Source organism: Streptomyces sp. NPDC031111 (genome assembly GCF_055570675.1).
Window position 1 is genome coordinate 1 of sequence record NZ_JBVIGS010000008.1, and the last position, 22,680, is coordinate 22,680.

The following is a 22,680-nucleotide window of genomic DNA, read 5'->3' on the forward strand; positions in this document are numbered from 1 at the left end:
GAGGTCAAGGGGGCTCCACCGACTCCCAGCGGGTGCCGGTGTGGCGGGTGTTGCACGTCTGGATTGGGTACGGAGGGGACATCGTGACCGTCCACGGGTCACGCTCCCGCCGAGGGCCGACGAACGTACGGAGTGCTACCTGACGGTGATCGCGTAGATCTGCACCCGAGGATCGTTCTGAAGGCCGATGGAACGCACCGTCTTCGACGCGTCGAGGTCCGCGGAGGAACCGAACAGACGCACCGGCGGGCCGTCCACGCCCTGGCCCCGCTTGATCCGGTGCGGCATCTCCAGCGCCACGGAGCTGCCCTCCGGTGCCGCTCCCGCCCAGTCGCCCACGGTGACCGGCACTTCGGCGGTCGTTCCGTCGGTGTAGCGGACGGTGAGCATGGTCGTCACCGGGCCGTGGTGGGACGCGGCGACCAGGCGCAGATCACCGTACGACCCGGCCGGCAGCAGCATGGCCTGACCGCGGGCCTCGACGAAGTTCGCGGCCGTCCCGGACGGATCGGGGGCGTCGTAGGTCACGCCGGCCCAGACGACCGGACCCGCCTCGGGCAGCAGATCGGCGTCGTAGCTCCAGCCCCCTCCGTCGAAGTCGCCCTCGCCGGAAGCCGCGACGGTCGCGGTACCGTCGTGATTCACCTCCTTGCCGAGGTCCACGGCGCACTGCTCCTCGACGTCCGCCGCACAGCGGGCCGCGGCGCGCACCTCGATGCTCGCGGTCCGTTCCACGCTCTTCACACCCTTCGCCGCGGCCGTGATCCGCACGGTGTACGAACCCGGGGCGGTTCCGGCCGGCACGGTCACGTCCACCGCCGCGGTCCGCTGCACCGGAAGCCGATGGGAGGTGAGCGAGAAGGGCTCGGAGGTCTTCACGGTCCAGCCGCCGGGAGCCTCGGCGCCGACGTCCACCCGCAGGGTGCCGGGGGACTGGCCCAGCACGTCCAGCTTCAGACGGACGCTCTGTGCGCTGTCGGCCGTCGGCAGGACGTCGGAGCGGGTCCGGAGAGACGCGTCGAGGTGGCGGCGGGAATCGGCTGCCGCGCGGTTCACGGACGGCGGCTCCGCGCCCTTGCCCGTACCCCAGGACGACGGCCGGCTCGTCATCTCGAAGGCGAGACTGCCGCCCTTGGCCACCGCGTCCCAGTCCAGCCAGGTGGCGCGCAGGTCCTTCCCGCCGAACGTCGCCCGCTTCACATAGCGTTGGGCGTCGCTCGTACCCGGCGCCCTGACGGTCAGGGTGCCGCCCTGCTCGTTGCCGTAGGCGCCGATGCGGATGACCGCCGACGGGAACTGCGGGCTGGAGACGGCGAGGAAGTCGCCCCCGTTCGTCGTCGGGTACAGGCCGAGGGAGGAGAAGACGTACCAGGCCGACATCGTGCCCAGGTCGTCATTGCCGGTCATGCCGTCGGGGCCGTCCGTGAACAGCGTCATCGCGGCGCGGACCACGGTGGCGGTCTTGGCGGGCGCGCCGGCCCACAAGTACATGTACGGGGAGTGCAGATCGGGCTCGTTGTTCGGGTTGTAGGTCGGCTTCCCGTAGTAGTCGTACGGTGCCGAGATCCAGTCCTCGCGAGCGGTTCCGGCAGGGTCCTCGAGGAGTTCGTCGTACGCGAAGAAGGCGTCGAGCCGCTTCTCGGTCTCCCGTTTGCCGCCCATCAGGGAGACGAGCCCGGCCGGGTCCTGGGGCACCAGCCACTGGTACTGGTAGGCGCCGCCCTCGTGGAACTGGTGACCCGCCTCGACGGGGTCGTAGGGAGTCAGCCAGGTGCCGTCGGTCGTACGCGGCCGGAACTGCTTGATGGAGGAGTCCCACAGGTTCCGGTACCACTGCCCGCGTGCCGCGAACATTCGGGCGTCCGCGGTGTGGCCCAGCCCCTTGGCCATCAGGGCCAGTGACGCGTCCGCCGCCGCGTACTCCAGGGTCGCCGAAGCGGGATGACGGCAGTCGTTGTCGCCGCCCTTGTCCGGGCAGTCCTTGCCCGGTTCCAGACCGCTGGGGATGTAGCCGCGCTCCTGGTAGGCGTCAACGCCCGCACGCCCGTTGTAGGGGGAATCGTCCGGCGGCGTGCTGAGGGCGTTCTTCCTGAGAAGCGCGTACGCCTCCTGCTCGTGGCCCGCGAGCAGGCCCTTGGACCACGCCTCGACGAGGAAGGGCGTCACGGGGTCGCCGGTCATGATGTTGGTCTCGCTGTTGGCGAGCGACCAGCGCGGCAGCCAGCCGCCGTCCCGTCCGATCGCGACGACCGACAGCGCGACATCGCGGGCCACCTTCGGCTGAAGCATCTGGAGCAGTTGGTTCTGCGGCCGGTGGGTGTCCCACAGCGACAGGTTCTGGTACGGCGTGAACCCGGACGCGTCATGGGTCTTGCCGTCGAAGCCCGCGTACCGGCCGTCGACGTCTCCGGCGAGGTTCGGGTGCAGTTGCGCGTGGTAGAGGGCCGTGTAGAACGCGCGTCGCCGCTCGGCCGGTCCACCGTCGATCTTGACGGCGGCGAGCTGCCGTTCCCAGGTCTCGTGCAAGGCCGCGCGGGTGGCGTCGAAGTCGTAGGAGTCGTCCGTCTCCGCCTTCAGGTTCTTCCGTGCGCCCTCGATGCCCGTGTAGGACAGGCCCACCTTGACGACGACGTCACGGTCGGCGCCGGCGTCGAAGGTCACCCAGGCACCGTTCCCGCCCTCACCGGCCGCGTCCCGCCCACCGGGGGCGCGGGTGGTACCGCGCCAGGTGCCGTGCGAGGTGAACGGCCTGTCGAAGGTCGCCGTGAAGTACACGGTGTGACGGTCCTTGCCCGCGCAGAAGTTGCCCGCCTCGACACGCCCCTCGACCGTCCGGTCGCCGACGACGTGCACCTCCGAGCTGTACACCCTCTGGTTGGCCTTACCCGTGTTGAACAGGACGTTGGCGCGGTCGGTCGAGGGGAAGGTGTAGCGCTGCCATCCCGTGCGGGGGGTGGCGGTCAGTTCGGCGTCGATGTCGTATTTCTTCAACCCGACGCGGTAGTAGCCGGGTTCGGCGTCCTCGTCGTCGTGCGAGTAGGCCGAGCGGTAGACATCGGGGTCGACGCTGTCGACCGCTCCGGTCGTCGGCATGAGCGGCAGCTCGCCCATGACGGAGCAGCCGACCCCGGAGAGGTGGGTCTGGCTGAATCCGTGGATCTTGTCCTGCTGGTAGTCGTAGCCTCCCTGGCCGCCGGTGTCCGGGCTGACCTGGACCATGCCGAAGGGGGCACTCGCGCCGGGAAAGGTGTTGCCGAAGTTCTGTGTACCGATGAACGGGTTGACCAGGGAGGTGAGTTGAGGAGAGTCCGCAGCGGTCTGGGCGATGGCCGGTGCCGGGCCCAGGGCACCGCCGGCGACGATCAGCGCGGCGAGGACTGTCGATGCGCGGTTACGCAATCGGTGGAGGGGTCTGTGCATGGAGGGGGTCTCCTGTTCCTCACCCGTCATGGACACCTGGCTGGATGGAAGCGGACTAGATCACGCGTCTGACATCGTTGTCAATACCTCTGAAAGCCTCCCGTCGGAAGCGTCGCCCGGTGATTTGACAGTGCCCCAGTGCGGAGAGAGCCTGAAATTGGTCAGTAACTGCACGTCGCCCCATCGGGCTCCGAACCACGAGGTGACGCCGCGTCCGATCCGCTCACGATCACCACAGTGAATGGACGACGAAGATGTCGCTGCGATGTCCACGCTTCTCCGGGGATCCGGTCCTGGAGGCATGCCTGGCCGGTGCACATCGGATGCATGACCCGGAGCAGGGGCTGGCGGTCAAACGCGTCCAGGCGGCACTGATCGCCCTCGGCCGTTCCGTCGGCCCGGCCGGGGCCGACGGGATCTTCGGGCCGGACACGGGCTCGGCGGTGTCCGACTACAAGGCCGACAAGGGCCTGTCACCCACCGATCCCGTCGTGGGCAAAGGAACGATGGGCGCGTTGGACGACGATCTCTTCTTCGACCCGCCCAGCCTCGACCCGGCGTTCAGGGAGTTCAGCCCGGCCGTCGCCGACCACCGTGTCGAGCCGTTCGCCGGCCTGGAACTCGCCGTGCTCATCGACGCACCGCTGAACTCATGGCGACACAGGCTGGGGATCTCCACGCTCAACGGTCTCAACTCCGGTGGACTGCTCGGTGTCGTCGCCCGCGGCCGCAGCGGCGACCTGCGCGACCGCTTCCTGGCGACCGCGGCGCCGACGCAGGCCGGCGGCGCTGACGCGGCAGCGTTCTTCGCCAACGCCGTGCAGTCGGACGGGGCACTGGGACGAACGGTGAGCTTCGACGCCCAGGACGGCTCGGTCCGCTCCTTCATTCTCATCAAGGACGACGTGATCCTCGGACGGGAGACCATACAGCGCGTGAGCACGGGAGGCCGCGCGCCGGTGACGCTCCAGGGCGTCCTCGTGCACGAGCTGACCCACGCCCGTAACCTCGCCGCCGAGCAGGCGCTGGTCGACACGCCGGACACCGACGGAGGCACCTACCACGACACCGACCTCGCGCAGACCCGCTCGGCGACCGGCCGGCCGACCGTGGAAGTCCTGCGCTCCTTCGTCATGGAGATCTGCGCGCGCCACGTGCACTGGGTCGTCCTGAAGGAGATGGAGGGCAATCCCACGGCCCCGAGGTTCCTGCCGCCGGACAAGCTCGCCGAGGCGGCGCGCTTCTACTTCCAGGACGTCTTCACCCTCTTCGACTCGAACGGATACATCTCCGCCATCAACGCCCAGGGACAGGCGGCGACGTTCCGCCAACTCGGTCTCTGGCTGCGGCGGTGCCAGGAGCATTCGTTCACCGACGACGCGGACGAGAACGCCCGGACACGGCAGCTCTTCGGAGACGCGGCGGACTTCTGCGATGAGCAAGCGGCCACACTGCCACTCGAATTCCCCGAAGCGGACGGGCTGTTCCCGCTCCCAGCCGATTTCCGGTGACGGCCGGCGCGGCGGGCGGGCCTGGGGCGAACGACGGACACCGAGTGTCCGCCTCGGACTCGGCGTCTCATGACGCCGCCCCCACTCACATAGAGTGGTGCCCATGATCTCCGTGGAGGAGGAACCGCCTCGTGCGCTGCTCGCGGGGGCGTCGCGTCGGTGGGTGCGGGCGTTGCCGTGGGTGGTGGCGTTCGTGCTGTGCGTCGCTCTGCTGCCTACGACGATCGTGGTGCTCACCGCCGATTACGGTGTGAACGGTGCAGTGGCGAGTGCGCTGGCTGTGGCGCAGGCGGCGCCGCTGTTGCTGGCTGTCGTCCGGCCGTTGCGTGCCTGGTATGTGATCTTCGCGGCGGATGTGGCGGGGGCGCTGGTTCTGCTCAGTGTGGACTTTGAGGAGCGGTTGCTGTGGCCGTTCCCGCCCATGGAGATCGTCGGGTACGTCGGCCTGTGCCTCGCCCTCGGGCTGCGTGAGTCGCGCCGGACACTGCTGCTGGTGTGGCTGGCGACGGCGGGCGTGAACGTCGGGCTGGGGTTTGTTGCGCCGCATGGCGCGGACGCGATGAGTGTTCTGCTGACCATTCTGGGTGGTGTCACGCTTCTGCTCGGTGGTGCGTTGCGTGAGCGGTATGAGGTGCAGCGGAGGCTGGCCGAGCAGGAGACGATCAGTGAGGCGGAGCGTGAGCGGCGGACGCTGCTGGAGGAGCGGGCCCGGATCGCGCGTGAGCTGCATGATGTGGTGGCGCACCACATGTCCGTCATCACCGTGCAGGCGGACACTGCGGCGTACCGTCTTGAGCGGCTGCCTCCGGATGCGCAGGAGGAGCTGGCGTCGATCGCGGCGACGGCACGTGAGTCGCTGAGTGAGATGCGCCGGCTGCTTGGTGTGCTGCGGAACGAGGAGACGCACGGCGAGCTCGCGCCCCAGCCGGACCTGACCCGGATCGGTCAGCTGGTGGAGGCGACAGTGCGGGCGGGGGTGCCGGTGGAGTTCACCCCTTGCGAGGACGCAGAGGTGCCCGAGGCGGTGGGGCTGTCCGCATACCGCATCATTCAGGAGGCCCTGGCGAACGTCGTTCGGCACGCGCCTGGTGCCCCGACGCAGGTATCCGTCTCGGAGGACGGCGCGAGGCTCACTGTCCTGGTCGTCAACGGTCCGCCGCCCGTGCCGCCTTCCGGGCCGTTGGAGGCGGGCGGGACGGGGCATGGTCTGGTCGGGATGCGTGAGCGGGTTCGGATCATCGGCGGCACCCTTGATGTGGGGCCGCTGCCGGACGGCGGTTTCCGGGTCGCCGCCCAACTTCCCCTCTCTGAAAGGGATGTCACGTGACGACGCGCGTCATCATCGTCGACGACCAGGCCATGGTGCGGGCCGGTTTCGCCGCGCTGCTGGCCGCGCAGAGCGACATCGACGTGGTGGGTGAGGCTCCCGACGGTGTGCAGGGGGTTGAGCTGAGCCGGCGTACCCGTCCCGACGTCGTGCTGATGGACGTCCGCATGCCCGAGATGGACGGCCTCGAAGCCGCCCGCCGCCTCCTGGCGCCGCCGCCGGGCGTGACCCACCGGCCGCGTGTGCTGATGCTGACCACGTTCGACGTCGACGACTACGTCTACGAGGCGCTGCGGGCGGGCGCGAGCGGCTTTCTGCTGAAGGACGCCCCGCCGGCCGACCTGATCGCCGCGGTCCGCGTGGTGGCCGCGGGTGACGCACTGCTCGCGCCCTCCGTCACGCGCCGCCTGATCGCGGACTTCGCCCGGCAGCGCCCCGCCGCCCGGGGCAAGCCCGCACTGCGGCTGAAGGCGCTGACGGAACGCGAGACCGAGGTCCTCACCCTGGTGGCCCGCGGCCAGTCCAACACCGAGATCGCGGAAACGCTGGTCCTGGCCGAACAGACGGTGAAGACACACGTCAGCCGCGTCCTGACCAAACTCGACCTGCGCGACCGCGCCCAGGCGGTCGTGTTCGCCTACGAATCCGGCCTGGTCACCCCGGGCGAATAGCACAACCCCTCCACGGATCCGCGCCCCGGAACGCCGGGGTCACGAGCCGTCACACAGGCAGCGCCCCGGCGGGGTGGCCGTGCTCTCGGCCGCATGCGGTGAGGGCGAGGACGCCCCGGCCCGATGTCCTCACGTGTGCTCCCAGTGCTCCGGGGTCGACCGACAGCCGCGCCGCGATGTCGTTGGCGTAACAGGTGTCGGGAATCCCCAGCTCTTGCTTGACCTGGAGATACCGGGCGGTGAACGCCTCGGAGTCGCCGGAGTCCACGTCATCGAAGGCGTCGTCGGGGAAGCCGTCCTGGTGCGGCAGCAGGTAGCCGGTCTCGGCCGGGTGTGCGGGGCCGTCGTCGCCGTTCTCCTCGGCGTCGTACGCGTCGTAGTGGCGTACGACTTCGCCGTCCTCGGCGATGCACCAGGCGGTCCAGCCGTCACCACAGCTCATCCCGTACCACTGGGCGGATCCGAAGCGGCGACTGAGGTCCGTGCAGCGTTGTCTCACGACGCGGGGAAGGGCCTCGTCCTCGTCGTCCGCGTCCTCGATGCGGTGCGTGTCCTGGGAGGAGTCGCCGAACACGAGCGTCCAGCCATTCAGAGCAGGGCTGACGAAGACGCGGGAGCAGGTGGCGTGCGGATGGGACCGGTGCCCACCGTGGTGGTCCTGGTTCCAGGCCGCCGCGCCCGTTCGCAGCGTGACCGGCTGAGGGTTGCCGAGATCGAACGCCTCCAGCACCGCCTCCTGATCGGTGGTCGGCACCGCGTACCACGACCCGCACAGGTGCATGCCGTCAGGAACCTCGGCCGACAGCTTGATCTTCGTCAGGCGGCGCCAGGCGTCCTGGTCCCTGGAGTCGAGGCCCTCGGGCCCGGCGATGGCGGCGAGAGCCTCCAACGCGCCTGCTCGCACCCCGGGCCCGGGTGCCGGCAGGCGGCGCACGCGTCGCAGGCCGGGCACGGCCGAAGTGCCGATCGCCTCGAACGTCCAGACCGCTCGCTGCCGGACCTCGGGTTCCGGATCCCCCAGCAAGGGAACCAACCCGTCGAGGAACTGGGCTGCCTCCTCGCTCCGGGACTGGAAGGCGAAGAGCGCGTTGCTCCGAACCGCCGGGCACTCGTGCTTCAGCAGTGGTTCGTAGATCCGCGGGTCGTCCACCTCCAGTCGGGCCAGCGCCCACCCCACCCTTCTCGCGACCTCGGGGGAGTCCGCCGTCGCAGCCGCGTGGACGAGGGGCAGGAGGGAGGGCTCACCGATCCGGCACAGCACATCCGCCGAGACCGTCCACTCAACGGGCGATCGCTCGTCGCAGAGCACGGCCAGCACGGCCCCGACGACAGCCGATCCTTGTTCCACCAGAGCATCACGCGCAGGTCGAGTGTGCTCCCAGGAACCTGAGAGCGATCCGGTCACCAGTCCCTTGTCCATGGCGTGCACCCTAATCGGGGGCACTGACAAGGCGGCCGGACGGAGTCGGGGGCACCCGCCCGCCCCTCCGCACCTATTGACGTACCGGCACATGGGACCGAAGAATTCTCGCCATCGACCTGACAACGTTGTCTAAGTGAGAGGTGCCGAGAGTGCTGCCGAGATCCCCGATCAACCGCCGCCGCTTCGTCCAACTCCTCGGCGCCACCACGGCACTGGCCTCGCTTCCCGTCGCCGTCGGCAGCGGCACTGCTCGTGCCCAGGGGCGGAGCCAGGCGGCACCGGACCCGGTGGCGGAGATCTACTACCGTGTCCTGCTGAACCACACCCACTGGTCCGAAACCCAGTGGGACGCGGCGCGCGGCTACTACACGAACAAGGACTTCGGCTTCGCCGTGGTCCTCGGCCACGCCATCCTGCTCACTCACGGCACCTACGACGGTGAACGTGCCGGAATCGACGAGCGGACCCTGAAAGCCCGGACCATCGCCACGATCCGGCACTTCGCCGCGTCCAACAGGCTGGCCGGCGGCACCCAATGGGGCCGGACGCTGTTCTTCGACACCACCTTCCAGCTGTACTTCGTACTCGCCGCGCGGCTGCTGTGGGACGATCTCGACGAGGCCACCAGGTCCCGCGTCGACACCATCGCCCGCGAACAGGCCGCCTACACCACGAACCTCGGCACGGGCGACGACCCGAACTCCGGCAGCTGGACCCCTCGCGGCCTGCTCGGAGGCCACGAGGGGGACACCAAGCTGGAGGAGATGGGCGTCTACGCGCAGTCCCTGGCCCCCGGGCTGGCCTGGGCCGCGGACGATCCGCGGCACGGGGACTGGGCCGAGGCCTTCGGCGCCTGGTCGCGCAACGAGGCCGGCCTGCCCCAGGCGGACCTGGCGAACCCGGCCCGCGTCGACGGGGTTCGCGTCTCCGCCAACACCGCCCGCAATCTGTACGACACCTTCATCGTCGAGAACCACGGCTCCTTCGGACCTCACTACCAGGAGGAACTGTGGCGCACGTCGGGCCGTAACGCCGCCCACTTCATCACAGCGGGCCGCGCGCTGCCTCAGGTGCTCACCAGCCAGCCGAACGCCGATGAGCTCTGGCGCACTCTCCTCGGAGTGATGAGCGACGCCGGCGAGCCGTTGATGCCCATGGTCAACGATCGTGAGCACCTCTATGGCCGCGATGTCATCCCACTCGCGTTCCTCGCCCAGGTGGCCGGGGACCGGGCCGCCGCCCGGGCGGAAGTGGCACTGGCGGAGCGACTGGAGGCGTACCAGAGCTACCCGCCCGAGTTCAGGCTGGCGAAGTTCTCCGGTGAGCCGAAGTACGAGCCGGAGGCCCGCGCGGAGCTCGCCATCAGCTACCTCCTGCACCTGTGGGCGAACGACCAGGGCCGCACGGTCCGCCCCCTCTCCCAGGACGAACTGTTCCGGCGTGCCTCGGGAGTCACCGACTTCGGCCCGGGGCCCGGCCTGGTGTCGCACCAGACCACCGCCGCCTGGGCGGGCGCCGTCACCAAGCCGGGTTTCGTGAAGTTCGCGTGGCAGCCCTCGCACGACGACTGGCTGTTCAAGCTCAGCGGGCCCACGGCGATGTTCCTGCCGACGACTTCACTGAAGGTGACGGGCCGCCAGGTGCGGACGTACGCCAGGATCAGGGACGGGTTCGACGGCAGCGCCACGATGCTCCGACTCGGGCCGGGGTACGCCGGATTCACCACGCTGCCCACCGGCGCCGTCGTCTACGCGACGTCGGGCGTCGCAGCGGGCGAAGGACACCTGGAGATCCACAACCTCACCATGCCGGGCCTGGCGGGCCTGACAGGGTCGCGGACCTATCGCTTCGCCGAGGGCAGCGCCACCGTCGCTTCCGCGGACTCCCGACCGGCCGCCACGACTCCACGCGTCGACGAAGTCGCCTTCCCACGCACCGAGGTACGGCATCTGCGCATGCTCGGCGTCCGACCCGATCCGGCGTACGGCTACTCGCTCTACGCCTTCGAAGCCCGCGACGGAGCGGGCGGCGCGGAACTCGCCCGGGGCGGGACGGCCACCGCCTCCTCCTACGACCCCGGCAAGGAGCCGGCCCTGGCGGTGGACGGCAACGCGACCACGCGGTGGGCGGTCTCACGGGCGGACCGCCCCCGGGCGGACAGCTGGCTCGCCGTCGACCTCGGGTCCACGCACCCGGTGGACCGGGTCACTCTGCGCTGGGAGGCGGCCGCCGGGCGCGCCTACACCGTGCAGGGGTCGGCGGATGGACGGCAGTGGCGGGACCTCGCCTCCTGGCCCGTGCCCGACGTCAGCAGCCGGGGTGGCTGGCTCGACGTGGACGGCCGCGCCGGTCTGCTCGTGAGGGGCTCCGATCTGCCGCTGACCGTGTCCCGGGACGAGATCGTCCTGGCAGACGGTCCGGCCGCACCTCTCCTGGTCGAGGGACTTCCCCGTGCCTCGACCCATACCCTGCGCGAACGAGCCGCGGCGGCCGTCCCCCGCGCGGATGCCGATGTCGTCCGCGCGGCGCTCACCGACGACCATCTCAGCCTGTTCAACCTGTCGGACGCGCCGGTGACCACACGCGTCGACATTCCGCAGTCTGGCGCCGGGAGGGTGCTGTTCGAGGGTCGTCAGACACTGACCGCGGACGGCAGCGCCTACGACGCCGCACTCGACGCAGCCGAAGCCCGGCTGCTGCCGCCCCGACTGGCCTTGCGCCCGCTCGACGGCGGGCGTCTGCCTGCGGGGCTGCGAGCGGAGGTGGTCGACGGCGCCACGGTTCGACTCACCGGACCGGCCTGCCGCTTGGAGGTGACCGCCCAGGGACACAGCGAGGTGGCGGTGGTCCGTACCGGCCGTACCACGACGGTCACCGTGAAGAGGGCGACCGCCCACCCCCTGCGCGATCTGGCGTTGGGCCGCACCGTTTTCCCGACCAGCCCTCTCCCGCCCGGCATGTCGGACCCCTCAGCCGCCGTCGACGGCGACCCGTCGACGGCGTGGACGCCCGGACCGCAAGGCCGCATGGTCGTCGACCTCGGTAGCCAACTCCGAGTCCGCGACATCCGCACGGACTGGACGAGCGGCCATGTACCCGTACTCCGAGTGGAGTTCAGCAGCGACGGCCTCACCTACACACCGGCCGGCAAGCTCACCGGCCACGGCCGCACCCGCCGCCTTACGACGGACACCACCACCCGCTACGTGGCCCTGACGACCGACGCAGGCGAGGGAAACAACGCCCGCCTGATCCATCTCTCGCTGCTGTGACCTCAGGCAGGAATGGCGCCCGCCACCGTCATGGAGCGTCAACGTGACGCTTCATGACCGGTGTTGACGCGCCGGGTCATTCCGGTCGTCAGGCCGGGGTCTCGGCGGTGGCGGTCAGCACCGCGCGGCCGAGGGTGTGGCCGGCCATGGTGAAGCCGAGGACGGCCGGGGTGGCGTCGGCCGGGACGCCGATGGAGGCGACGTCGAGGGCGTGCACCACGACGAAGTAGCGGTGCGGGCCGTGGCCGGCCGGTGGGGCGGCGCCGATGTAGCGGGCCGAGCGGGTGTCGTTGGGCAGTTGGAAGGCGCCCTCGGGCAGGCCCGCACCGGTGTCGTCGCCGGCGCCCTCGGGCAGCTCGGTGACGGTGGCGGGGATGTCGGCGACCGCCCAGTGCCAGAAGCCGGACCCGGTGGGGGCGTCGGGGTCGTAGACCGTGACGGCGTAGCTCCTGGTGCCTTCAGGGGCACCGCTCCAGGACAGCTGCGGGGAGACGTCCTTCCCACCGGGCATGCCGGAGGCGTGCTGCTCGGGCGGCCAGGTGGCTCCGTCGGTGACGGTGGTGCTGGTGACGGTGAAGGACGCCGCCTCGGGGAGGCGGGCGAAGGGGTCGTTGGCGTTCATCGCGAGGTTCCTTTCAGGACTGTGCGTTGGGGGCGGTGGCGCGCCCACCGTTGAATCGACGATAACACTAATAATCGATTATCCATGAGATCGTCTATGCTGAGGGCATGACTGATACGGCTCACACCCCTGCCCCCGCCGGGAAGCAGATGCTCTCCGAGCAGGTCTACGCACATCTGCGGGACGCGATCCTGCGGGGCGACTACGCCCCCGGTGACCCCCTCAAACCGCAGGACCTCGCCAAGGAGCAGGGCGTGAGTCTGGCCGTTGTGCGCGAGGCACTCGTGCGGGTCGTCGGCGACGGGCTCGCCGACCGGCTGCCCAACCGCGGCTTCGCCGTCCCGGCCATCTCCGACCGCCGCTGGCAGCAGATCGCGGAGGCCCGCCGGACCATCGAACCCGTCATGCTGCGCTTGTCCGTCGAGCGCGGCGACGTCGACTGGGAGGCCCGCGTACGCGCCGCCCATCACCGCCTGGCCCGCACCCCGGCGTACCTGCCGGAGGAGGGCGAGTACTACAGCGCCGCGTGGTCCGAGGCCCACCGGGTGTTCCACCGCACCCTGCTGGAGGGCTGCGGCAACCCCGTCCTGCTGGAGACCTTCGACCGCATGTGGACCGCGAGCGAGCTGGCCCGCCGCTGGTCGGCGCACCGCGACCCCGGCCGGGACGGTGCCGGCGAGCACCGTCGGCTGGAGGAGGCGGCGCTGGCCCGCGACGCCGACACGGCGGCCGAGGTCCTGGTCCAGCACCTCACCCAGACCGTGGACATACTGACCGGGCAAGCACCCTCGAACCTGTGAAGGGGGTGCTGTGCGAGGGACCCGAGTGGGCCGTTCCACAGGGGAACGCGGCCACCGTATCGGAGACTCGGCGGTCGGCTCGTCGAGCCGGAAGGAGCGCTTGCCCATGTCGGACGTCGCACCGCGGCCGGTTCATCTCGACAAGGTGGTGGAGGGACTGGCGGAGAACCCCGCGCTGCCGCCCGAGTTCGTCCGCCGTCTCTTCGCCCACCGCAAGGGCCGTGGCAGCGTCGCCGGGCGCCCGGATCTGAACGACGACATGATCGCCGAGATCATCGCCATGGACGAGCACTGGCTCACACACTCGCTCGCTCTCAACGGCCGCCTGCCGCACACCTTCCGGATGACACTCGCAGGGCATCCGGATCCGACGATACGCGCGGCCGTGGTGGTCGGTGCGGACGGCGGCGCGGCGCGTGAACTGTTCGAGCGGCTGCTCGGCGACGCCGACCCGACGGTGCGTGAGTACCTGGCGCAGAGCGATCACATGCCGGCGGATCTGCGCGCCCGGCTGGCGGCCGACCCGGACCCGACGGTTCGCGCGACGCTCGCCCAGTGGTGGACGCAGGCCCCCGAATCGGTACGCCGGCTGCTGTTGACCGATCCGGACGACACCGTGCGCGCGGGGGCCTGCGCGACCTACTACCGGCGACTTCCCCATCCCGCCCCGCCCGCCGACCTGCTCCCCGCGCTGCTGGCCGACCCTGTCACGCGCGCCGGAGCGGTGCGCCACTGCACCCTTGACGCCGACATGGCCCGCCGACTGGCCGACGACCCGGAGGAAGTGGTGCGGGAGGAGGTCGCCGGGCACCCCGACCTCCCACCGCCACTGCGTGACCTTCTCGCCGAGGACCCCAGCCCGCAGGTCAGGCTCCGCGTCTTCGCACGCCGGGACACCCCTGAGCCGAGCCGTGCCGCGATCCACGCACGGATCCTGTCCGAGACACCCCCGCGGGACTGGCTCACCGATCCCCACGCCGACCTGGACGACGACGCGCTCGACAAGCAGCTCATGAACGAGATGGCACATCTGCAACTGCGGACACTGCGTCTGCCGTGGGTGACCGCCGACCCCCTACCGCACGTGGACTCGCCCTACGCCTGTTTCCGCGCCTCGGCCGCGATGTCCGACCTGCTCCCCGCGCCGGTCGTGGCCCGGCTGCTCGACGACGAGGAGAGCAGCGTCCGTACGGCGGTCGCAATGGGCGCCCGGGACCGGATCGACGCGGCCACCGCCGAACGCATCGATCGCGAATACCGCCCGGAGAAGAAGACCCGGTGGCGTCCGGCCGACGATCTCCCCCTCCCGGCGGACGCGCTACGGCGCCTGGCCGGCGATCCCGACCCGAGGATGCGACAACTGGCCCCACGCGACCCCGGCCTGCCGATGGAACTCGTCCGCCGCTTGGCAGCCGACCCCGACCCCACGGTGCGCCACGCGATCGTGGCGCATCCCCGGCTTTCGGTCCGCGACCTGACACGACTGCTGGCCGACCCGTCGGAACAGGTCGCCGCAGCCGCCGCCGCCAATCCCAGCCTGCCGCCCGAACACATGCACCGGCTCCTGACCCTGGCTGGTCTGTGACCCAACGGTTCGTGTCAGGTGACTGAGGCAGGAGCGCTCCATGATCGACTCATCGCGGCTTGTCACGTGAGCCAGGGCTGATCGACGACCGGGCGCAGGCGTTGGCCGTGTGGGGTGAAGGTGAACGATTGCTGGAACGGGCCGCTGCCGTGGCGTACGGCGAGCAGTAGCGGCTGCTCGTGCGCGGGGGGCCAGCCGTCGCCGGGACCGGGCTCGGTGCCGTTCCACAGGTGGAAGACCACCATGGGCAGCCCGGGGTCGTCGGTGAGATAGCCCAGTGACTTGCTGTACAGCGGGTTGGTGCCGCCGAACAGCACCGAGGGCGGTCCGAACCGGTCAGTGACATCGGCCCAAGTGCGGTCCTTCGCCGCCCAGTCACGCACCTGGTCGACCATGGCCCGGTATTCCTCGTGGGCCAGAGTACGGTCCGGCCTGAGCCAGCCACGCGCCTGCGCGAACTCCGCGTACACCGACGCCGGCCCGGAGTCGTAGCTCGGCTTCGGGATCAGTTCCCGGAAGGCCCCGGTCACCCCGGTCGCGGTCCCCATCCCGCGCTCTTCCCACGACCGCCGCAGCCGCTCGTACGCCTCCGGCTCCCGTTCCGCCATCAGCAGATGGTCGATCAGCATCCGAAGGGCAATCTCACCCCCGAACATCCCCGGCGCCCTCAACGCCCTGTTCAGTTGCTCGACGAGATAGGCGTGGATCTCTTCGGCCGACGCCGGCCCACGGGAGTCACCAGAATCGCTCACCCGTACAGTTTCCCCACACCACCGACCCCGCGCGGGCGCTTCGCGTCAGCGAGGCAGTCGGCCGGCCGGCGGCTGGCCGATGTCCGGCCCGCCGGTGTGCGGCGTCCGAACGTAGCCCTCGGGCGGCGTGGGAAGCGCGTCGACGCACGTCGTCGAGCAGGCGTTGACCAGCAGCGGCAGGACGTCGGCGCCCGACGTCCACAGGGAAATCCAGACCTGGCGGAGGTTCACGCCCTGGACGGGCCGGTCGCAGACGCTGCACGTGCGGATCGCCGCGGCACCCCATACACCAGGGTCGAGGTTCTCGAGATCAACGGCCTGAACGCCGGTGCCTGCGGCCGGCAGCGCCGGAAACGGCGGCCGTCGCTTGTAGTTGCCGTAGACGGCGCGTGTGCTCACCGTGCTGCGCCGCAGGTTGGGGCATCGAGTGATTTCGTACGGGAACCAGTGCAGCCGGTAGGACGTGTACGGGGTGAACTCCTCGATGCTCGTCATCGCACCGATCTCGGGCGGGATACGCACCAGGTTGCTGCCGTACAGCACGAGGTGTTTCACCGAGGTGAGTGTGGCGATGGTCGGCGGGAGCGTGACGACCTGGCGCCGCTGTTCCGCTGTGAGTTCGACCAGCGGCTTGAAGACTTCCCGTCGGTCGGCCGCCGCCTCCTCCACCAGTTCGAGAAGGCGGATCCATCCCGGTGCGGTGGTGTCCTGCCGTTCCGGATGGAAGCGGGTCGGCCGCTGAGCCTTGGTGCCGTTTGCGATGCACCCGCAGAGATCGCGAGACGAACCCTGACCGCCGGGCCCGACGGCGTCGGCCCAGCGGTTCGGGAACACTCGCGGTGTCAATTCCTCACTCATCGGCCCACAGTAGACGTCACGACCGCCGGCCGTCCGCCAGGTCCGGCGTACGGTCCGCGCCGAGCGGCTACGGTGGTCCCACCGCCTCCCGGGACGGATCAGGGGTAGGCCGGTGATGCCGGAAAGGGGCGGACGGGGTGGCTGGACGGGCGCGCTACTGGGCCGGGGTGGTGGCCTTGGCGGGGGTCGCGGTCCTGATCGGGCTGCTGGCACGGCCCTCGGGTGGCGACGGCGATACCGGCGGATCCGCCGCCGCGACCCCCGCCTTCTCCATCGCCCCGGGATCCTCCGGGCGGCCGGTCACTCCGACGGCACCGGTGCCGGAAAGCCCCGTGGAGACGCGCCTCGGCCTCTTCTCGTTCGGCGGCCTGTGCCAGGAGGACGGGAGCCGTCCGGTCCCCCGGGCGGCACGCGTGTCGACCTCGGGACCCCACCCCATGGTCGTCCATGTCAACGGGCTGCTGCACCAGTTCGACGGCTCCGGCGGCTACGACCGCGCCGACCCGTTCACTCCGCTGCCCGAGCGGGTACAACTCGTCGCCTGCGCCCAGTACAAGGGGCTGGGCAAGCGCCTCAGGGTGTGCCAGTACGAGCAGCCCGCCGAGGCGAGGCGGAAGATCACCCATTACGAGGGCCGGTACGAGGTACGTGTCCTGGAGGCCCGTACCGGCCGCCTGCTCGGCACCCACCGCATGGTCGGCCGCACCGCCGCCGAGTGCACACCGTTCGTCGAACGCGGCCCGGACACCAAGGAGTTCGAGCCCCCCGGTGACGCGGAATTCCGAGACCTACTCGGCCCGTACACGCGGGGGGAGAAGCCCTGAGCGGCCTCTGGTTGAGGATGCCGAAGCCACTCCTATTGCGAGGCCATCAGTCCGACCTTCCCGCACCGGGCGCCGAGCGGGACGCGGATCCGCCCCGGTGGGCAACCGGCTGGAATTCCTCGCGGACCGAAGCTGCCATGGGATGTTCCGCGAGGGCTACCCTGCCCTACGATGTGGGCGCGTCTCGCTTCGGAGGGAAGTCATGGGCTACCGGGAACGGCGGGTTGAACTGATCGCCGAGCGAGCCGCACCGCACCTCGAGCCCGGCGAGCAGATCCAGACGGGATTCATCGCGCAGAGCGGTTCGGGGATCTTCACCGTGCCGGTGGCGACGTTCGTGGTCACTGACCGCGCGATCCTGATCGTGGGCCGCGACGGTGCACAGCGCCTCCCCCGCGACTTCCGCTTCGGCGAGCCGACCGGGCTGTACCACAAGATCGAGCTCGATCGCACGTACAAGGTGCACCGGCAGTACTACTCGGAGATCACCGCCGCCGACGAGGCACTGCGCGACATGCAGGCCCGCGGCAACCCGCCGGAGAGCGAGGAGCGCTGACCCTGGCTCGCTCGCCAGTGCGTTGCGCGCCCCCTACCTGACACACCGTCAATCCATGCCGGCAAGAGCCTTACGTGTTCCACCGGGTCAGGCCGGGCGTCCAGGTGGGCGGTGACGTACACCCCGCCACCCGTGTCCAGCGGTCGAGCGCCGCCGGGGTCCTCGTCGCGGGAGAGCAGGTGCGCGGAAGCAGGTGACTCGGCCGGATGTCGTGCAGGTACGCCACCGCGTCCGCCGCCCTGAGCAGGTTGACCGGGTCCGGGTCCCTGGGCCAGTGCGTGCCGATCTCGCGCTTGGGCCGGGTCGTGCCCAGCCACTCGCGGACGGCGGGTGGTGCGGTGCGCAGGTCGAGATACCAGTCGTGGTGGCTCACCCGGTCCAGGGTGTGCTCGACCGAGCCGGCAGCGATGGGCCCCGTGTGGAACGTCTTCACGTCCTCGTCGCGGGGTTCGGCGACACCCCGGTCGGTGGCGAGGAAGGACCCGTGGCCGAACGCCAGGCCCACGACCCGGTAATCGTCTCCGAGCACGCCGCGCAGCAGGCCGCCCTGGGTGACGGGGTAGTCCGGGTCGAAGCCCTCCAGGTACGCGTGGCCGTTGTGGGCGGCCAGCATCGTCCGGGCGCCGGTCTGCCGGAGCCACCAGACGGTGTTGTCCGTCATCGCGAAGTCGCGGTGGGCGAGGGCCTCGCGTTCCTCGGCCGGGTCGTCGTAGTCGAAGGCGTACTGGCGCGCGACCTGGTCGACGACCTCCGCGTTCCGCACCGCCCAGGCGTGGTCGTCCCCGGCCTCGGTGTCCTCGGCCGGCTTCCGGGCGCTCAGAAGTTCCAGGACACGTCCGGTGCGTTCGGCCTTCTCCCGCCGCACGGCCAGAGGCGCCTTGATGTAGGCCTCCATGTACTCGCCCGCGGGCAGCGTGGGACGCAGTCCCCGGTAGAGCTCGGTGACGGTCGGCAGCAGGTCGGGGTGGGCCTCACGGACGTGCCCCACGACCCGGTCGTACAGATCGGGACTCGCGTAGCTGCTGTCGTTGCCGGCGAATCCGAGCGGGTCGTCGGGGTGGGCGATGTTGTACGCGCGCATCCAGCGGATCAGGTCCAGGACTTCGCGGGTGTGCATGAAGAGATAGGCGTTGTGGTACTCCTCGGACATGATCCGGGCGGGGTCGCCGCGACCCGTGCGCACATAGTCGTTCAGGCGGAGCCCGGCACTCCAGGGTGCTTCGAGGACGAGGGAGCGGAAGCCCTTCTCCGCGACCAGGTACTGGAACGCACGATGCTGGAAGGCGAGGAACTCGTGTCCGCCGTGGGCGGCCTGTCCGATGCCGACCAGTTGCGCGTCGCCCACCGTCCTTCCCAGGGGCCGCAGGTCGTCGAAGGGACCGGTGGGCTCCACGGTGCGCAGGGGGTGCGCGACCTTGCGCAGGTCGGGCAGCGGGTCGGGCAGCGGGTCGGCGGACCCGACGGACGTGTGGGGCCGCTGTTCGGACACGTCCCGGTCGAGCCTTCGGCTCGGCCGGATCTCGTCCAGGTGCACCACCACGTCCGCCGATCTCAGCAGGTTGACCTGGTCGCCGGGCGGAGGGAAGTCCGTGCCGATCTCCCGTTTGGGCCGGGTGGCGTCCAGCCCGTTGCGGGCGGCGGGCGGCGCGGTGCGCAGGTCGAGGTACCAGTTCGGGTGACTCACCCTGGCCAGGGTGTGTTCCACCGAGCCCGGAGCGGCGGGCTCGACTTCGAACCGCCTGACATCCTCGTCGACCGGATGCTGCAAGCCCTGTTCGGTGGCGTGCACGGCGCCCCGGTCGAAGGAGAGTCCCACGGCCAGGTAGCCGTCGCCCAGCCGCTGCCGGAGCACCTCTCCCTGTACGAGGGGGAGGTTGGGGGTGGAGGACGCGGTGTACAGGTGGCTGTTGTGCCCGCCGAGCACCAACCGGTGCCCGGTGCGGCGTTGCCACCACAAGGTGTTGTCCGCCATGACGGTGTCCCGGTAGATCATGGCCTCCGGCACGGCGTCGGGGTCCGTGAAGTCGAAGGCGTACAGGCGCGCCACCTGGTCGATGGCGGTGGCGTGCTGGACCGCCCAGGCGTGCTCGTCACCGGCCCCCGCGGCGTCGCGGGCGCGGAGCAGCGAGAGTACGCGGCCGGTGCGCTCGGCCCGCGCACGGCGCTCGTCCAGGGGCGCGGCGGTGGTGGCGCGGATCCACTCGCCGACCGGCAGGGTCGGACGCAGGCCCCGGTACAGCTCGGTGACGGAGGGCAGCAGATCGGGGTGGGTCCGCCGGACGTGGTCGACCACCCGGTCGTACAGCTCCGGCCCGGCGTAGCCGTTGTCGTTGCCGGCGAATCTGAGCGGGTCGTCGGGGTGGGCGACGTTGTAGGCGCGCATCCAGCGGATCATGTCCAGGTACTCCTGGCTGTGCAGCAGCACGAAGGCGTTCTGGAACTCCTCGGACATGATCCGGGCGGGATCGCCCCGACCGGTGAGCAGGTAGTGGTCGAGGCGGGCGCCGGCGCTCCAGTTGGCCTCCAGGACGAAGGAGCGGAAGCCCTTTCGTTCGACCAGGTACCGCAGGACCCGGTGTCTGAAGGTGACGAAGTCGTGGGAGCCGTGGGCGGCCTCGCCGATGCCGACCACCACGGCTCCGCCGACCGCCTGTCCGAAGGCACGCAGGTCCTCGAAGGGACCCGAGGGTTCGACGGTGCGCAGCGGCCGGGCGGCCTTCTCGAGCGCCGGCAGTGGGTCGTCGCCGGCCGGGACGGGTCCGCCCGAGACCGCGGACCCCCCGCCGGCCGGGGACAACGCGACCGTTCCGGGGACGACGGTGAGCCAGACGAGTAGCGCGACGGCGAGCCGCCTTGTCACGGAGGGGGTCATGACGCCAGGATCCCCGCCCGGGTGCCGGGCCGCGCTCCGTGTGTCACCCGCCCGGAGCAGCGGCGGGCGCAGGGCCGTCACCAGGTGATGGCGGCCCCGCCGGTCCGACGGCGCGTCAGCCCGCCCAGACCTCGGCCTCGTCGGCCGGGACGGTGGTGGCCAGGCCCAGCTCCTTGCGGGCGGCGACCGACTTGTTCGGGTCGATGCCGGAGAACGCCGGGTCGTAGGCGAGGTAGAACGCGTCGGCGTCGGCGGCGTTCGCGGCCTTCTTCCAGTTCCCGGCCGCCTTCGTCAGCGTCGCGCGGAGCTTGTCGACCTCGGTGCCGTCGATGCCGCCCAGGCCCTTGAGATGTGCGTCGAGGGCGGACGCGACGGCCTTGGCCTGCGCCTTGTAGCCGGGCAGGTCGTCCTCGACGGTGTCCTTCTTGGACTGGTTCGCCCACAGGGCCTCGTAGACCGCGTTCGAACCCTCGAGGTACGTGGTCTGCTCGGGGTTGAGGGACTTCGCGGTGTCCAGCGAGCCGCTGAGCGTGCCCTGGTCCGCGGTGTAGGTGCAGCTCACCGCGCGGTCACCCGTCGCCCAGCTCTCCTTGGTCGGGGTGTAGTAGAAGAGGGCGGCGCCCTTGGGGACGGCCCAGGTGTCCGGGGTGTACTTCTGCGCCTCGACCGGGCATCGGTCGTCCGCGATCGCCGAGACCGCGTCGTCGCCGGGGTACTCCGTGCCCGTGCCCTGGTCGAGGGCGAACTCGCCGACCACCTGTCCCTCGTGCGCCTCTTCGCAGGGCACGATCTCGACGGAGTACGCCTCCCCCTCGGCCTTGCCGTTCGGGTTGTAGCAGTCGCCGATGTCCAGCGAGAACACCGAGCGCTGGCGAGCCACCTTCTTCGCGCCGTCCTTGGCGCTGTCGACGGCGTCGGAGACGTCCGAGCATCCCACCGCGCCGATCGCGAGCAGGGCGGCAACGGCGGACATACCGCGAAGGGAATGACGTGGGGCGCGGAAGGCCATGGCGTTTACATCCTCTTGAGTGATCTTCATGAGGCTGGGCACCGTATGCCGGTCCATTGGCCCGGCTGTGGGAAGGCCCTCACCTCGTCGCGGCGTCTCTGACTCGCGAGGGGCCGCGAGGGTTGTACGCGGGCTCCTCGAAGGTGAAAGTCGGGAAAGCCCGGTGGATTCCTGGGGAGCCGGGCGCTGCTGAGCAGGGAGTGCCGCGCGCAAGGACGGGCGTGCCGCGAAGATCACGGCACGATCGGGTCGTCGGCTCACCGCGGGCGCGCGCTGCTGTCGAGCAGGCCGCTGAACGCCGTGACCATCCTGTTCACGGCATCGCTCGCGGCGTCCGAGATGCCGGCGAACTTCCAGAATCCATGCGGCAGCGTCGGCTCTTCGAAGGCCAGCACGGGTACACCCGACGCCCGCAGTCGCCGGGACAGGACTCGTGCCTCGTCGCGCAGCGGGTCGCAGCCGGCGCCGGCCAGCACGGTGGGAGGCAGAACGGCCAGGTTCCCGGACCGCACCGGGGCGAAGCGCGGGTCCTGTCGCTGCGCGGGGTCGGGGACGTACGCCTCGATGAACCACTCGATGGCCCGGGAGGTCAGCCCGTACCCCTCGGCGAACTCGGTACGCGAGGGCAGGGCCGGGTCACCCGAGACGAAGGGGTAGGCGAGCAGCTGAGCCACGGGAGCCGCGGGCGCCCGCGCGGTCCCGAGGGCGAGAGCGGCACCGAGGGCCAGATTCGCTCCCGCGCTGGTACCCGCGACCGCGATACCGGCCGGCGCCCGCACCCATGACGTCACGTTCTCGTGAACCCACCGGACGGCCTCCACCGCGTCCTCGTAGGCGCTCGGAAACCGGTGCTCAGGTGCGAGCCGGTACTGCACGGACACCACCGACCGCCCCGTGACGGTGCACAGCGTGCGTGCCTGCGCGTCGTGCGAGTCCAGGTCGCCCTTGACGAAGCCGCCTCCGTGGAAGAAGACGACGACACAGTCGTCGCGGCTGCCCCGGTAGAGGCGGACCGGCAGGGACCGGCCCCCGAGCGGCGCGACGTCATCACGCGCGCGGGGACCGGGGGCCGGACGGGCGGTCACCGGCTCGCGCGGTGAGCCGAGAGAAGGCTCGGTGTGACGCGAAGTGAGGACACGGGCGATCTGCGGGTCGAGTTCGTTCGCGGGCATGGCAGT

At 70.6% G+C, this 22,680-nt stretch carries 16 protein-coding genes; 8 read left to right on the top strand and 8 right to left on the bottom strand.

Features of this window, described 5'->3' with window-relative positions:
• Positions 1-135: 135 nt before the first annotated feature.
• Positions 136-3,420 carry a GH92 family glycosyl hydrolase gene (locus ACZ470_RS17725; RefSeq protein ID WP_468428158.1) on the bottom strand — a complete coding sequence of 1,095 codons (3,285 nt, stop codon included), beginning with the start codon at positions 3,418-3,420 and terminating at the stop codon, positions 136-138.
• A 323-nt stretch (positions 3,421-3,743) separates the two neighbouring features.
• Between ACZ470_RS17725 and ACZ470_RS17730 the strand changes: the two genes are divergently transcribed.
• The 3 genes from ACZ470_RS17730 to ACZ470_RS17740 all read left to right on the top strand — a co-directional run bounded on the left by ACZ470_RS17730 (position 3,744) and on the right by ACZ470_RS17740 (position 6,929).
• Positions 3,744-4,931: a peptidoglycan-binding domain-containing protein gene (locus ACZ470_RS17730; RefSeq protein WP_468428160.1), complete on the top strand. Its 1,188-nt coding sequence runs from the start codon at positions 3,744-3,746 to the stop codon at positions 4,929-4,931.
• A gap of 103 nt (positions 4,932-5,034) precedes the next feature.
• Positions 5,035-6,258 carry a sensor histidine kinase gene (locus ACZ470_RS17735; RefSeq protein WP_468428161.1) on the top strand — a complete coding sequence of 408 codons (1,224 nt, stop codon included), beginning with the start codon at positions 5,035-5,037 and terminating at the stop codon, positions 6,256-6,258.
• Positions 6,255-6,929, top strand: coding sequence for a response regulator (locus ACZ470_RS17740; protein WP_468428163.1), 675 nt, complete (start codon positions 6,255-6,257; stop codon positions 6,927-6,929). The genes ACZ470_RS17735 and ACZ470_RS17740 overlap by 4 nt, the downstream gene beginning before the upstream one ends.
• A 49-nt stretch (positions 6,930-6,978) precedes the next feature.
• Here the strand turns inward: ACZ470_RS17740 and ACZ470_RS17745 are convergent, their stop codons facing one another.
• Positions 6,979-8,277 (bottom strand): HEAT repeat domain-containing protein, encoded by a 1,299-nt coding sequence (locus tag ACZ470_RS17745; protein WP_468428165.1) that lies wholly within the window; start codon positions 8,275-8,277, stop codon positions 6,979-6,981.
• 224 nt (positions 8,278-8,501) lie between these two features.
• On the opposite strand from ACZ470_RS17745, the gene ACZ470_RS17750 reads away from it, so the two are divergent.
• A complete protein-coding gene (locus ACZ470_RS17750; protein WP_468428167.1) occupies positions 8,502-11,624 on the top strand; it encodes a discoidin domain-containing protein in 3,123 nt (1,040 codons plus the stop codon).
• Between the two features lie 88 nt (positions 11,625-11,712).
• On the opposite strand, the gene ACZ470_RS17755 is transcribed toward ACZ470_RS17750, so the two are convergent.
• Complete coding sequence (locus ACZ470_RS17755; protein ID WP_468428169.1) at positions 11,713-12,246, bottom strand: YbhB/YbcL family Raf kinase inhibitor-like protein; 534 nt, start codon at positions 12,244-12,246, stop codon at positions 11,713-11,715.
• 107 nt (positions 12,247-12,353) lie between these two features.
• Here ACZ470_RS17755 and ACZ470_RS17760 point away from each other — a divergent pair, with 107 nt between their 5' ends.
• On the top strand, positions 12,354-13,046 hold the full coding sequence (locus ACZ470_RS17760; protein WP_468428170.1) for a GntR family transcriptional regulator: 693 nt from the start codon (positions 12,354-12,356) through the stop codon (positions 13,044-13,046).
• Between the two features lie 106 nt (positions 13,047-13,152).
• A complete protein-coding gene (locus tag ACZ470_RS17765; protein WP_468428171.1) occupies positions 13,153-14,631 on the top strand; it encodes a hypothetical protein in 1,479 nt (492 codons plus the stop codon).
• A 62-nt stretch (positions 14,632-14,693) separates the two neighbouring features.
• Here the strand turns inward: ACZ470_RS17765 and ACZ470_RS17770 are convergent, their stop codons facing one another.
• On the bottom strand, positions 14,694-15,383 hold the full coding sequence (locus ACZ470_RS17770; protein ID WP_468428172.1) for a hypothetical protein: 690 nt from the start codon (positions 15,381-15,383) through the stop codon (positions 14,694-14,696).
• A gap of 45 nt (positions 15,384-15,428) precedes the next feature.
• Positions 15,429-16,217 (bottom strand): leucine-rich repeat domain-containing protein, encoded by a 789-nt coding sequence (locus ACZ470_RS17775; RefSeq protein ID WP_468428174.1) that lies wholly within the window; start codon positions 16,215-16,217, stop codon positions 15,429-15,431.
• 161 nt (positions 16,218-16,378) lie between these two features.
• Between ACZ470_RS17775 and ACZ470_RS17780 the strand changes: the two genes are divergently transcribed.
• Positions 16,379-17,065 carry a hypothetical protein gene (locus tag ACZ470_RS17780; RefSeq protein WP_468428176.1) on the top strand — a complete coding sequence of 229 codons (687 nt, stop codon included), beginning with the start codon at positions 16,379-16,381 and terminating at the stop codon, positions 17,063-17,065.
• 202 nt (positions 17,066-17,267) lie between these two features.
• A complete protein-coding gene (locus ACZ470_RS17785; RefSeq protein ID WP_468428177.1) occupies positions 17,268-17,621 on the top strand; it encodes a hypothetical protein in 354 nt (117 codons plus the stop codon).
• Between the two features lie 70 nt (positions 17,622-17,691).
• On the opposite strand, the gene ACZ470_RS17790 is transcribed toward ACZ470_RS17785, so the two are convergent.
• From ACZ470_RS17790 to ACZ470_RS17800, 3 genes are all read right to left on the bottom strand, one after another.
• Complete coding sequence (locus tag ACZ470_RS17790) at positions 17,692-20,493, bottom strand: erythromycin esterase family protein (RefSeq protein WP_468428179.1); 2,802 nt, start codon at positions 20,491-20,493, stop codon at positions 17,692-17,694.
• Positions 20,494-20,608: 115 nt separating this feature from the next.
• A complete protein-coding gene (locus ACZ470_RS17795) occupies positions 20,609-21,502 on the bottom strand; it encodes a septum formation family protein (protein WP_468428181.1) in 894 nt (297 codons plus the stop codon).
• A 257-nt stretch (positions 21,503-21,759) separates the two neighbouring features.
• The gene (locus ACZ470_RS17800; protein WP_468428183.1) at positions 21,760-22,674 is read right to left on the bottom strand and encodes an alpha/beta hydrolase; all 915 of its coding nucleotides are present in this window, start codon (positions 22,672-22,674) and stop codon (positions 21,760-21,762) included.
• Positions 22,675-22,680 lie beyond the last annotated feature (6 nt).

Coding starts and splice junctions, on each gene's coding strand:
- ACZ470_RS17725 (WP_468428158.1), bottom strand. CDS start 3,420: ATGCACAGACCCCTCCACCGATTGCGTAACCGCGCATCGACAGTCCTC.
- ACZ470_RS17785 (WP_468428177.1), top strand. CDS start 17,268: ATGGGCTACCGGGAACGGCGGGTTGAACTGATCGCCGAGCGAGCCGCA.
- ACZ470_RS17790 (WP_468428179.1), bottom strand. CDS start 20,493: ATGACCCCCTCCGTGACAAGGCGGCTCGCCGTCGCGCTACTCGTCTGG.
- ACZ470_RS17765 (WP_468428171.1), top strand. CDS start 13,153: ATGTCGGACGTCGCACCGCGGCCGGTTCATCTCGACAAGGTGGTGGAG.
- ACZ470_RS17760 (WP_468428170.1), top strand. CDS start 12,354: ATGACTGATACGGCTCACACCCCTGCCCCCGCCGGGAAGCAGATGCTC.
- ACZ470_RS17730 (WP_468428160.1), top strand. CDS start 3,744: ATGCATGACCCGGAGCAGGGGCTGGCGGTCAAACGCGTCCAGGCGGCA.
- ACZ470_RS17795 (WP_468428181.1), bottom strand. CDS start 21,502: ATGGCCTTCCGCGCCCCACGTCATTCCCTTCGCGGTATGTCCGCCGTT.
- ACZ470_RS17800 (WP_468428183.1), bottom strand. CDS start 22,674: ATGCCCGCGAACGAACTCGACCCGCAGATCGCCCGTGTCCTCACTTCG.
- ACZ470_RS17755 (WP_468428169.1), bottom strand. CDS start 12,246: ATGAACGCCAACGACCCCTTCGCCCGCCTCCCCGAGGCGGCGTCCTTC.
- ACZ470_RS17735 (WP_468428161.1), top strand. CDS start 5,035: ATGATCTCCGTGGAGGAGGAACCGCCTCGTGCGCTGCTCGCGGGGGCG.